Source organism: Bacillus sp. 3255 (assembly GCF_031456485.1).
Classification (GTDB): Bacteria; Bacillota; Bacilli; order Paenibacillales; family NBRC-103111; genus Paenibacillus_E.
This window is the reverse complement of sequence record NZ_JAVDUS010000024.1, coordinates 141,285-153,604: the sequence shown is the minus strand read 5'-3', so window position 1 is coordinate 153,604 and position 12,320 is coordinate 141,285. Positions and strand designations below refer to the sequence as shown.

The 12,320-nt window shown below is 56.9% G+C and carries 11 protein-coding genes and 2 rRNA genes; 12 read left to right on the top strand and 1 reads right to left on the bottom strand.

The genetic code is table 11. From position 1 onward, the window contains the following. The 4 genes from J2X61_RS30445 to chrA all read left to right on the top strand — a co-directional run. Window positions 1-94 (top strand): 23S ribosomal RNA (locus tag J2X61_RS30445); the annotation flags it as partial. 135 nt (window positions 95-229) lie between these two features. Then, window positions 230-346, top strand: a 5S ribosomal RNA gene (gene rrf / locus J2X61_RS30440). Between the two features lie 258 nt (window positions 347-604). After that, complete coding sequence (gene chrB / locus J2X61_RS30435) at window positions 605-1,174, top strand: chromate efflux transporter ChrB (protein WP_274472678.1); 570 nt, start codon at window positions 605-607, stop codon at window positions 1,172-1,174. Further along, the gene (gene chrA, locus J2X61_RS30430; RefSeq protein ID WP_274472535.1) at window positions 1,171-1,704 is read left to right on the top strand and encodes a chromate efflux transporter ChrA; all 534 of its coding nucleotides are present in this window, start codon (window positions 1,171-1,173) and stop codon (window positions 1,702-1,704) included. The genes chrB and chrA overlap by 4 nt, the downstream gene beginning before the upstream one ends. Before the next feature lie 508 nt (window positions 1,705-2,212). On the opposite strand, the gene J2X61_RS30425 is transcribed toward chrA, so the two are convergent. After that, window positions 2,213-2,626 (bottom strand): hypothetical protein, encoded by a 414-nt coding sequence (locus J2X61_RS30425; protein ID WP_310193526.1) that lies wholly within the window; start codon window positions 2,624-2,626, stop codon window positions 2,213-2,215. Window positions 2,627-3,164: 538 nt separating this feature from the next. Here J2X61_RS30425 and pucL point away from each other — a divergent pair. Genes pucL through J2X61_RS30385 form a run of 8 tightly spaced genes read left to right on the top strand, consistent with a single transcriptional unit; the run spans window position 3,165 to window position 12,212 of the window. Continuing rightward, window positions 3,165-4,619 carry a factor-independent urate hydroxylase gene (gene pucL, locus J2X61_RS30420; protein ID WP_310193550.1) on the top strand — a complete coding sequence of 485 codons (1,455 nt, stop codon included), beginning with the start codon at window positions 3,165-3,167 and terminating at the stop codon, window positions 4,617-4,619. Next, window positions 4,616-4,972: a hydroxyisourate hydrolase gene (uraH, locus tag J2X61_RS30415; protein ID WP_274472537.1), complete on the top strand. Its 357-nt coding sequence runs from the start codon at window positions 4,616-4,618 to the stop codon at window positions 4,970-4,972. Before pucL ends, uraH begins: the two co-directional genes overlap by 4 nt. A gap of 49 nt (window positions 4,973-5,021) precedes the next feature. Next, window positions 5,022-6,407 carry an allantoinase gene (locus tag J2X61_RS30410; RefSeq protein ID WP_310193523.1) on the top strand — a complete coding sequence of 462 codons (1,386 nt, stop codon included), beginning with the start codon at window positions 5,022-5,024 and terminating at the stop codon, window positions 6,405-6,407. Window positions 6,408-6,413: 6 nt separating this feature from the next. Further along, complete coding sequence (locus J2X61_RS30405) at window positions 6,414-7,697, top strand: M20 family metallo-hydrolase (protein WP_310193521.1); 1,284 nt, start codon at window positions 6,414-6,416, stop codon at window positions 7,695-7,697. Next, window positions 7,684-8,931: a pyridoxal-phosphate-dependent aminotransferase family protein gene (locus tag J2X61_RS30400; protein WP_310193519.1), complete on the top strand. Its 1,248-nt coding sequence runs from the start codon at window positions 7,684-7,686 to the stop codon at window positions 8,929-8,931. Before J2X61_RS30405 ends, J2X61_RS30400 begins: the two co-directional genes overlap by 14 nt. Further along, window positions 8,925-10,520 carry a gamma-glutamyltransferase gene (gene ggt / locus J2X61_RS30395; RefSeq protein WP_310193518.1) on the top strand — a complete coding sequence of 532 codons (1,596 nt, stop codon included), beginning with the start codon at window positions 8,925-8,927 and terminating at the stop codon, window positions 10,518-10,520. Before J2X61_RS30400 ends, ggt begins: the two co-directional genes overlap by 7 nt. 43 nt (window positions 10,521-10,563) lie before the next feature. Further along, window positions 10,564-11,568, top strand: coding sequence for an XdhC family protein (locus J2X61_RS30390; protein WP_310193517.1), 1,005 nt, complete (start codon window positions 10,564-10,566; stop codon window positions 11,566-11,568). Continuing rightward, window positions 11,562-12,212, top strand: a complete 651-nt coding sequence (locus J2X61_RS30385) for a nucleotidyltransferase family protein (protein WP_310193515.1) — start codon at window positions 11,562-11,564, stop codon at window positions 12,210-12,212. The genes J2X61_RS30390 and J2X61_RS30385 overlap by 7 nt, the downstream gene beginning before the upstream one ends. The last annotated feature ends 108 nt before the right edge of the window (window positions 12,213-12,320 follow it).

Below are 12,320 nucleotides of genomic sequence, written 5' to 3'. Positions count from 1 at the left end.
AGACCCCTTGTAGACGACGAGGTTGATAGGTTCGAGGTGGAAGTGCAGCAATGCATGCAGCTGACGAATACTAATCGGTCGAGGGCTTATCCTAAGCTAACCCAAGAAAGTGAAGAAAAGCTTCGTAGCTTATTCCGATTACTTTCTCGGGGCCCAAAGAACATACCTAAGTGTTCAACTTTACATAAGTTTCGTATCTAGTTTTCAGGGCGCAAACACGCTTTGACTGTTTGGTGATGATGGCGGAGGGGACCCACGCGTTCCCATCTCGAACACGACCGTTAAGCCCTCCAGCGTCGATGGTACTTGAACCGCAGGGTTCTGGGAGAGTAGAACGTTGCCAAGCACGAGAGAAAGCCTTTCTGAGAGAAATCTCAGGAAGGTTTTTTTGTTTTAACACGCAGGGGAAGGGATATTAAGAACCGGACGTCTGCTACCCCTGTGTGACGGTGTCAGCGGTTCAGACAATACCGGCGAAGTCGTTCCAAAGTGGCATAAGCAGTATTGTCATTTTTCACAAAGATAGGGATAGAATCAATAAAAACATTTAAACTTATATTACAATAAGTGCGGGATAGGAGTGATACGCGTGGGGAATACCTATATGCAGATTGGCATGGCTATGCTGAGGACGGGGATTTTGGGGTATGGCGGCGGTCCGTCGATCGTGCCGTTGATTCGTTACGAAGCGGTGACACGCTTTCAGTGGATGAAGGATGAAGAATTCATGGAGGTGCTGGCAATCGCCAATACACTGCCGGGACCGATCGCCACGAAGCTGGCTGGGTACTTAGGTTATCGGCTCAAAGGCGTTGGAGGCGCGGCGGTAGGCGTACTGGCACATATTGTGCCAACTTGTGTGGCGATGGTCGGCTTGTACGCGTTCATTCAATTTTTCAGCACGTCTCCGGTAATCAAAGGGATGATCGCGGCTGTTGTGCCCATTGTGGCCGTCATGCTGGGCGTAATGGCTTACGAGTTCGGAGAGAAGGCGATCAAAGGGTTAGGTTGGGCGGCCGGGATTACCTTTTTCGTGATTTCCTTCTTACTGCTGCAAACCTTCTCCGTGCATCCGGCGATTGTTATTTTTCTTTTCCTCCTATACGGCGCATTTCATCATAAGCTCAAGGAGAAGTGGAAGAAGAAGCAGTTGGGGACAGGTGAGGGCGCATGATGGACTGGTGGCATTTACTTGTTAGCTTTTTTCTCTCCAACGTGTTCGGATATGGGGGAGGGCCTTCCTCTATCCCGCTGATGTATCAAGAAATCGTGTCGAATCACGGCTGGATGAACAGCTCGGAATTCTCCAATATGCTGGCTCTGGGGAATGCGCTGCCTGGACCGATCGCGACGAAAATCGCTGCCTACGTCGGATTCCAAATCGGCGGATGGATCGGCGTGTTGGCCGCAGTGGCGGCAACGGCAGTACCATCGATTATTGCTCTCATCATTTTATTGAATATTCTGCAGAAATATAAGCAATCCCCGGTGATTAAAGGAATGACGCTGCTCGTTCAGCCGGTTATCGCGATCATGATGGTGCTGGTAACCTGGAGCAGTTTGGTAGAGTCTACGAAGGCGATCGGGTACTGGCAGTTTTTTGGTATAGCGGCAGTCGCTTTCTATCTGATTCAAAGGGTAAAAATTCATCCTGCGCTTGTCATCGTAGTCGGGTTTGTGTATGGAGCTATCTTCTTATCCTGATAAAGCTGTTCCGGATCGTCTGTTATGACGTTTCTGGGACAGCTTTTTTGATATCAGAGTGGAGCGGCGAGGGTACCAGTCTGGCGGCATCGGGAGAAGACGTTATGAGGGGCTTATGCCGGGGAGGATGTAAGGGTGCGGAAGGTCATGCCGGCACCTAATCTAACGGACACCACGGCCGTTATCGCCGCGAAAACAGCCTCGTATCGCATCTAACGGAAACGGGGGACGCTATTTGCGGATTTCCAGGCGGAAATCATACTAAAATGGGCAAATAACGTCATGTGTGTCCGTTAGATTTATCTAGCGCCCACAGCGATCCAATAAGCGCAGCTGTGTCCATTAGCCGGGCTGGCTGCACTTTTCTATCTGTTAGGCGTTTCGTACGTGCAACTCATCATGGCCGATCATGGGGCCGTACATAAGAGAGCGCACCTTAAGGCGAAGGAGCTGGACAATGTCATAGACGACAAACAAGGTACCACCGTCACGGCGATACCTTGTCGTTTTATTTTTTCTTATGTGCACGACGCACGACGCTTTTTTTCATAGATCTTATTTTTTTGATGATCATGCCGTTCAGTTTTCTCATCATGCTCAGATTGTTTTTGATTATTTTCCCCCGCGCGTTGGACGCGTTTTGGAGGACGATTTTGCTATTTCGGGCGGTAGTGCACTGCGAAGCGAAGATGAACGGATCCCTGTTTGGGATGGTTGGGAACATCAGGTTCTGAGGATTATAGCTGTGGTCGTTGCCTGGATTGGATGGATCGTTAATCGAAAAGCTGTTCGGGTTGCTGTTGTTTAAGAACCGGCCGAACAAACAGTGACCGGCCTCATGCGCAAGCGCGTACGTATCTAGCGCCTGGTCGCTCATAACGATATGCCCGTACAGCCCATAGTCGGTGGTGCTGTTGATCATAGTTGGTGTGTTAAAACGGCCTGCCGCAGTAAACGTCATACCGCACCTTACACCGCCGGGGGAGAAACCGCTGCCCCACGCTTCGTTCGAGCGCGCAATATCTCATCCGGGCTTGCCGCTGCTGGGAGTTACCACCGGAAGCCGCCCCGCCCGTGAAGATTGCAACTACAGGAACTGTAAAGGCCATCTTTCATATGAATCTTCTATATGAAATGAGATACGGGTGAGTTTGGTATGGACGAATCAAGCGGGACAAGATCACTAATTATACCCGAGGAGAATGCAGAATGAGTGTACATGGAGAAGCAGTTGCCTTTAGAGGATCGGAATGTTTCAGGGATGACCGAGTGGTCAGCTTTTTTGTGACTGTTTGATGCGATTTTGCTTATTTCACAAAAAAAGTTACGTGTGTTATGAAAGTTTACAAACTTCTTTCATATAAATTGACCCATAGGGATGCCGCATTTACAATGAAACAAATCTTGAACGAGAATGGATAACATTTACATCGACAATGAGGTGATGGGTCGTGCCGCTAATGCTGCAGCAAGTGAATGAATTGAATGAGGAGAAGTTTGTCGAAGCTTTCGGTCCATTGTTTGAGCACTCGCCATGGGTGGCTGAACGCGCCTATCGTTCACGGCCTTTCGCCGCACGGCAGGACCTCATCAGCGCATTGGAAGGGGCCGTATGGCAGGCGGACCCGGCTGAACAGCTGGCGCTCCTTAGGGCACATCCGGACTTGGGAACGAGAGTTCGTATGACGGACCAATCCGTACAAGAGCAGGCTGGGGCCGGTCTTAATCAGCTAACGCCGGATGAATATGAGCAGTTTCTTCAACTGAACAAGCAATATACAGAGGCCTTCCGCTTTCCGTTCATTATGGCCGTTAAGGGGCAGACGAAAGAGACGATTCGCGAAGCGCTGAAGCTTCGAATCCGTCGGGAAGCGAAGGAGGAGAGAAGCAAGGCGCTGCAGGAGGTTTGCAAAATCGGGCGTCTGCGTCTGGATGACATACTGGCGAAGGAAGGGGAGGGAAATGCAATGACGAATAGGACCGAGAGAATGATGTACTACGGAAAAGGCGACGTATGGGTGTATCGCTCTTATGCCAAGCCGCTGACGAATCTGACGCTAATTCCAGAATCGGGTTTTACGGGGCGGGACAATGTGCTCTTCGGGATGAATATCAAGGTTGCAGTTAGCGGCGAGTCGTTTATCACCTCATTCGCCGCGGGAGACAACACGTTGGTCGTCGCAACCGACTCTATGAAAAATTTCATTCTGCGCAAAGCCGGAGAATATGACGGAGCTACGGCGGAGGGGTTCCTCGCATTCGCGTGCCGCAAGCTGCTGGAGACGTACCCGCAGATGACGGGCGTGAAGATGACCGCCGATCAAGTCTCGTTCGATGTGCTTCCGGTGCCGGGGGAGGGCGGCTTCGAAAGCGGCAATCTCGTCTACCGCTATGGCCAGAACGAGCATCCGAAGGCCATGGTCGAGCTGACGCGAGCCGATGATGGAATCGCCGTAACGGACCATGAAGGCGGCGTTGCCGATCTGAAGCTGATTAAGGTCAAAGGAAGCTCCTTCGCGGGATTCGTCCGAGATGAGTATACGACGCTCCCGGAGTCCTATGATCGTCCTCTGTTTATTTTCCTCGATATCGCCTGGAGCTACGAAGAGATAGAGAATGCGCTGGACTCCGATCTGGGACGCTACGTTGCCGCCGAGCAAATCCGGGACATTGCGCATACCGTATTCCATGAACAGCATTCGCCGTCGATTCAAAATCTCATCTACCGCATCGGACAACGCGCTCTGCTCAGGTTCCCCCAATTGAAAGAAGTCCGTTTCGAGTCCAACAACCGGACGTGGGAGACGGTTCTGGAGCAAGCGTCGGCAGGGGAAGGCAAAGTGTTCACGGAGCCTAGACCGCCTTACGGTTTCCAAGGCTTCTCCATGACCAGACAGGATCTGGAGAGCCTATGAGCGCAGGACTGACAACGCATGTACTGGACATCAGCCAAGGCCGCCCCGCTCAGAATGTGCGCATAGACTTATACCGGCTGCATGATGGAGCGGCCGAACTGCTTCGCACGGAGCATACCAACGCTGACGGACGGCTGCCGGGACCGATGCTGGGCGGGGAAGCTTTCCAGCCGGGGACGTATGAGCTGCTCTTCCATGTCGGCGACTATTATCGGCAAGCCGGTGTTGAAATGGCGGATCCGCCTTTCCTGGATCGGGTGCCGATCAGGTTCGGTGTAGCTTCTGCGGATACGCACTATCATGTGCCGATTCTGATTGCGCCGTGGGGATACAACACATACCGGGGCAGCTAGCAGACCTCGTATATAGGTCAACACCATTCCGTATCGAGGAGGAGCTCGCATGGATCTACATTACGACCTCGTTATTCGCAAGGGGACTCTCGTCCTTGCAGACGAAGTGCGGCAGGCGGATATCGGTATTCGCGGAGGCCTTATTGCCGCTCTGGGCGACAACCTGGTGTGCTCGGAGCATACGCCGGTGTTTGATGCGGAGAACCTGCACATCCTGCCCGGCATGATCGATGTCCATGTCCACCTCAATGAACCTGCTCTCGGCCATTGGGAAGGGTTCGTCACCGGCTCGGCTGCGCTGGCTGCAGGCGGGTGCACCACTTATTTCGACATGCCGCTCAACGGGGTCCCTCCCACGGTTCGGCTCAGCGCGCTGAAGCTCAAGCGGGAAGCGGCGGAAGGGCAGTCTCTGATCGATTATGCGCTGTGGGGCGGACTTGTTCCCGGGAATATCGGTCACCTGCAGGAGCTGGCGGAGGCGGGCGTCATCGGGTTCAAAGCGTTCATGTCCTGCCCGGGGGGAGAGGGAGAAGATATTTTCGCTGAGGTTGACGACCCAACGCTGTATCAGGGGATGCAGGAAATCAGCCGCCTGGGACTCGTGCTCGCCCTCCATGCGGAGAGCGAGGAGATCACCTCTCAGCGAGCAGCCATAGCGCTGGAGGAAGGCAGGCGCGGTGCGCTCGATTACGTGGCGACGCGCCCGATTGCAGCCGAGCTTGAAGCGGTGAACCGGGCGCTCGGTTATGCAGAGAAGACCGGCTGCAAGCTGCACTTCGTGCACATCAGCAGCGCGGAGGCGGTGGAGGCCATCACGCAGGCGAAGGCCAGAGGCATGGACGTCACGGTGGAGACATGCCCGCATTATTTGACCCTGACGTCCGCGGATCTGGAGCGGCTGGGCCCTGTGGCGAAGTGCGCGCCTCCGCTGCGCACGGCGGAGGATCAAGCCCGGCTGTGGGCGGAGCTGACCGCCGGCAAGCTGGACATTCTCGCTTCGGATCACTCCCCGTGCCCATCGCCCATGAAGGAAGGGGATTTCTTCGAAGCGTGGGGCGGCATCTCCGGGGCGCAAAGCTCCCTGGAATTGATGCTGGATGAAGGACATCTTCGCCGGGGGATGACGCTGCCCGCGCTTTCGCGGATGCTGTCGTTGGAGCCGGCCAAGCGGTTCGGCCTCTATCCGCGCAAAGGAGCGATCGCAATCGGTGCGGATGCGGACTTCGCGGTCGTCGATTTGAACCTGAGCTATACGCTGCAGGAGAAGGATCTGTTGTACCGCCACCGGCATAGTCCCTATGCAGGGCGGACGTTCGGCTGCCGGGTGACAGCGACGTTCTGTCGCGGCATCCGGGTGTATGGGCTTGGCGAAGGGACGATAGGGCAGCCGCAAGGAGCATGGCTGCGTCCGGCGCCCTTCGCCGGCGGGAGGTGAAGCAGGATGCCGGATTCACAGGAACAGGAGCTGCTGGATCGCTTCGGAGAGCGCATGCTCGCTATGCTGATAGAGCTCTCCGCCTACGGAGCTGACGCCGAAGGCGGGGTGACCCGGCTGCTCTACACGGAGCCGTGGTTGGAAGCACAGCGCGCGGTTGCCGCCGGGATGGAGCAGTTAGGGCTGGAAGCAAGTCTAGATGCTGTGGGCAACTTGTTCGGGAAACTGCCGGGCACGAAGGCCGGCTTGAAGCCCGTTCTGACCGGGTCGCATATCGATACGGTCAAAAACGGCGGGAAGTATGACGGCGCTTACGGCGTGGTCGCCTCGATGATGGCGCTCGGGTACCTGCACGCGGCATACGGGCCGCCGAAGCGGACACTGCTCGCCGTTTCGTTCTGCGAAGAAGAGGGGAGCCGCTTCCCGCTGGCCTATTGGGGCTCGGGTCACGTGACCGGGGCAAGGTCGATGCGGCTGGCCGGCGAGCTGACCGACACCGGCGGCGTCACGCTGCTGGAGGCTATGCAGCAAGCGGGCTTCCCAGCAGCGGATGCCGGGGCTTATCCGGCCAAGCGCGATGATTTGGGCGCTTATCTCGAAGTTCATATTGAGCAGGGCGCCGTACTGACCTATAAAAAGAAACAAATCGGCGTCGTCACCGCCATCGTGGGACAAATTCGCATGACCGCCGTCGTTGCAGGCAGCGCGAATCACGCAGGCACGACGCCGATGACGATGCGCAGGGATGCATTGGCCGGAGCAGCCGAAATGGTGGCGCTAACAGAGCGGCTGGCGCTGGAGGCCGGCGAACCGCTTGTGGCTACCGTAGGACGCTTGGAAGTGAAGCGGGGGTCCTCGAATGTGGTTCCGGGCGAAGTGGAATTCACGCTCGATATTCGTCATACCGACGAGCCTTCGATGCGCAGGTTCTGCCTGACATTGCTAACCAAGCTGGAGGAGGTTGCCAAGCGGCGTGGGCTTACCATCGATACGGTTCAGCATGTTTTTGCACCGCCTGTCGCTATGCATGCCGGTATGATGGCCGAGATCGAATCCGCCTGCGAAGCCGAAGGATTTCCGCATATGCGGCTGCCGAGCGGGGCGGGTCACGATGCTCAGATGTTCGGGCCGGTATGTCCGTCGGCGATGATTTTCGTGCCGAGTGCGGACGGCATCAGTCACAATCCTGCGGAGTATACGGCAGCCGAGGATTTGATCGCGGGTTTCCGGACGCTGGTACTTGTGTTATACCAATACGGCTATGGGGGTAAAGCAGATGAAAACATATAAAGACTTATCTCCCTCGCTTCGCACGATCATGACTCCCGGACCCGTCGAGGTTGACCCCAGGGTACTTCGTGCCATGTCCTATCCGATTCTGGGACAATTCGATCCGGAGTTTACGGCCTTAATGAATGAAACGATGGAAATGCTGCGCGATGTTTTCCGAACGAGCAATCAGTGGGCCTATCCGGTCGACGGTACCTCCCGTTCAGGTATCGAGGCTATACTGGTGAGTGTCATTGAACCGGGGGACAAGGTGCTTGTCCCGATCTACGGACGGTTCGGCAACCTGCTAGTCGAAATCTCCGAACGGTGCGGCGCCGATGTTGTCATCATGGAGCGGGAGTGGGGAACGGTATTCGATCCGCAGGAGATCACCGCCGCTATTCGCCGGGAACGGCCGAACATCGTGGCGATGGTTCACGGCGAAACATCGACGGGCTGTATGCAGCCGTTCGACGGCATCGGAGCGGCCTGCCGTGAAGTGGACGCGCTGCTCGTTGTGGATGCAGTCGCCACGATCGGCGGCGTCCCGGTAGAAACCGATGCCTGGCAGCTTGACGCCGTCATCGGCGGGACGCAGAAATGCTTGTCCATTCCTTCGGGCATGTCGCCGATCACCTATAACAGCCGGGTCGAGGCGAAGGTGCTGCACCGCAAGACGATCGAACGCGGCCTGCGGGAGCAAGATTCGGTTGCATCCGGCACGAAGCCCGTTGCGAGCAACTACTTCGATCTCGGCATGCTGCAGGATTACTGGAGCCCGAAGCGGCTCAATCATCATACGGAAGCAACTTCGATGCTGTACGCCTTGCGGGAAGGGCTGCGCTTGGTCCTTGAGGAAGGATTGGAGGTGCGCTTCAAACGACACCGCCTTCATGAAGCTGCGCTAGTCGCCGGCCTGCAGGCCATGGGGCTGACGCTATACGGGAACCCGGACTGCAAGCTGCCGGTCGTTACCTGTATTCGTATTCCGGATGGGATCGACGGAGAATCCGTGCGCGCGATGCTGCTGAACACCTTCGGTATCGAAATCGCTTCCTCCTTCGGACCGCTGAAAGGCCGCATATGGCGGATAGGAACGATGGGGTTCAGCTGCAATCAGAAAAATGTCCTCCACGTGCTAGGCGCTCTGGAAGCGGTTCTGCTCTGGCACCGCGCCCCCGATGTGAACGTCGGGAAAGCGCTGCAGGCAGCGCTGCGCAGCTATGCTTCCGCAGAGGAGGGAACGACATGCTAAACATCATGCCGCGAGCGGAACGTGCCATGATCGCCACGCCTCACTATTTGGCCAGCAGTGTGGGAAGCGCAATCTTGCAGCAGGGAGGCAATGCATTCGATAGCGCAATCGCGATTAGCGCAGCGCTCGGTGTCGTTTACCCGCATATGACGGGAGTCGGTGGAGATGCCTTTTTCCTGATGTACGATGGATCCACGGGCATATATTCGGGCTTCAATGGCAGTGGCAAATCCGCACAGCTGGCGACGCCGGATGCTTATAAAGCCCAAGGCTTGCAGGAGATTCCGCAAAGAGGCGTTCTCAGCGCGATTACGGTGCCGGGCATGGTTGACGCCTGGTGGCAGGTATGGGAGAAATACGGCAAGCTGCCCTGGGAGCAGCTGCTGGAGCCGGCCATTGCCTATGCGGAGAACGGATTTCCGGTTTCGCGCAATCTGCTGCACTGGATGAAGAAGGACGAAGCCCTCATTCGGGCGTCGGAGCAGCTTAGCGCGCTGTATATCGCCGATGGCCAGCTGCTGAAGGAAGGGGACCGCCTCGTTCAGAGAGAGCTTGCAGAGACGCTTCGCCTTATTCAGCAGGATGGCCGGCGCGCTTTCTACGAAGGGGAGATCATGCGCTCCGTTACGGAGGCTGTTCAACGGGACGGCGGGCTGCTGCGTGAGGAAGACTTCCTGCAATATGCCGGAGAATGGGTGGAACCGCTCACTGCGATATACCGGGGGTACGAAATTTATCAGATGCCTCCGAACTCGCAAGGGTTCACTGCGCTAATGATGATGAATATGCTGGAAAACATAGAGGTCAGTGCGATTCCCAGAGCTTCGGCGAATTTTTATCATATCATGACGGAAGTGATTAAGAAGGCGTTCAAAGATCGCGATCAGTTTCTGACAGACCCCCGGTTCCGAGAAATACCTCTGGATAGGCTGCTGTCCAAGGAGTACGCCAGAGAGCTGTGGGAGGCGATACAGGCGGAGCCGCCCGTGGCTAGCGCACATTCGTCGCCGGCGATGGGGCAGGATACGGCATATGCGGCCGTGGTCGATGGAGAGGGGAACGCGGTCTCTTTCATTCAAAGCTTGTATTTCGACTTCGGCGCTGCCTACGTGCCCGGCTGCACGGGGATTATCCTGCAGAACCGTGGCACTTTCTTCTCGCTCGACCCGTCCTGCGCCAACGTGCTGGAGCCGATAAAAAGGTCGTTTCATACGCTGATGCCGGCGATCGTGAGCAGAGCGGGTAAGCCGCATATGCTGTTCGGCACGCAGGGCGGGGAAGGCCAGCCGCAGACGCAGCTGTCCATTCTGACAGGGGTGCTCGATTACGGCTTATCGATTCAGGAGGCGATATCGCTCCCCCGGTGGGTATACGGACGGACGTGGGGCGAAGACGGAGATGCGTTGAAGGTGGAGCAGCGCTTGGACGGCGAAGTCTATGCCCGCCTTAAGCAGTGGGGGCACCGGGTGGAGCTCGTGAGCCCTTGGGATGGCATGATGGGGCAGGCGCAGGGCATTGTCATCGATGAGAGCGGTTTGATGAGCGGCGCTGCTGATCCTCGGGGCGACGGGTCGGCGATAGGCTGGTAACGGGAAGGCGGAACGCGAGACGAGAAGTGAGGTGCGGTGCAGGATGGAAGCCTATGACATTTTACGAGAAATGGAGCGTCACAAGCAGGCGGTCGTGCTGGCGACCGTCATTCATGTAGAAGGCCACGCTTACCGCAAACAAGGAGCCATGATGCTGCTGATGACGGATGGAAGCATGTTCGGCAGCATATCGCCCGGCTGCTTGGAAGCCGATCTATCCGGGTACGCGCCTCTCGTGTGGGAGTCGAGCAAGCCGCAAATGGTGGAGTACGATATGCGGCCTGCGGACGATTTCGGCTGGGGAGAGACGATCGGTTGCGGCGGGCTCATTCGCATTCTGCTGGAGCCTGTGACCGGTGAGCTCCTGGTGCAGCTGCTTGCGATCAGAGCCGGTTTGGAGCGCGGGGAGGCTGTGCGCTTGAAGCGGGTATTCCGGAAGGGGTACTCCGATATTGTTTATAAGCTGTCCGGCGCCTATGAAGCAGCGGAAGAGGAGAGCGGACGGAAAATGCCGATTCCGGCGTACAGCCATCTCTTCTTGCCGAAGCCGAGACTGATCATCTTCGGTGCGAACCCGGACGCCGTGCCGCTTGCGGAGTTGGCTGCCGGCAGCGGATTTCGCGTGGTCGTGACGGATTGGCGGGATGCCTACTGTACGCCCGAACGATTCCCCGGGGCCGAGACGATCGCGGCTTTCCCGCAGGCATTGGTGCAGCAGCTGGCGCTGCGTCCCGACGATTATGTCGTTGTCATGAGTCATCAGTTCGATAAGGATGCGGATTTCGTCCGTGGAGTTCTGAATGGGCAGTTGCAGTATCTCGGCATTATGGGCTCGAGAGTACGTACCGAGAAGCTGCTGGATGGAGCGGAGCGCCCCCCTTGGCTCCATTATCCGGTCGGACTGAACATTGGCTCCGAGGGACCGGAGGAGAATGCTGTCAGCATCGTGGCGGAATTGATCCGCACGAAGCGCGGCATACGCACGGACGGAGCTTGGAACTCGCCGGTCGACCCTATGCGTGACGGTCCCAGCTGCCGGCCATGGTAGTAACGCTCACGAAGAGGAAGATCGTCGGCGTCTACTTGGCGGCCGGCTGCTCCCGCCGGATGGGGACGGCGAAGCAGTCGCTGGAGCTGGCCCCGGGCGTGCGGCTTGGCGGCGCCGCCCTCCTGCAGGCGCTCCATTCCGAGCTGTACGCCGTGATTGTGGTCGTGCGCGGGGACGACCCGCTAGATTGGCTGCCCGGGGCTGCCGAGACGCACGGGATGCTGGGGCGCTGCCGGCTCGTCGTTTGCCCGGATGCGGAGCAGGGGATGGCCCATTCGCTGCGCACAGGGATTAGGGAGGCTGCCGCGATGGGCGCTGAGGGCATCATGGTGCTGCTGGCCGATCAGCCGTTCATCGACGGTCCCATGCTGCTTGGGCTTACGCAAGCCTTCAGCCGATACGCGGAGCTTGACTATGTAGCCAGCGGGGACCGGGGTTTGCCGAAGCCACCGCTCATTATGGGACCCCGGATGTGGCCTGCTGCCGCAGCCTTGGAGGGTGATGTCGGAGCGCGAGCGCTCTTGCGTTCCTCGGAGTACTGCGGGCAGATCATTGAGGAGAAACAGCAACTGAAATTCATGGACGTAGACACCGTAGAACGGTATGAAGAGGCGAAGCGCATATATACGCACCTTTCCATGTAAATTTCAATAACATAAAGGAAACGAAAAGTGCATTATTACTAATGGTGCGCTATTTTTTTATACAAAAACACAAAGTAGTGTCAACTTAGTTGACTTAAAATTTGGAGA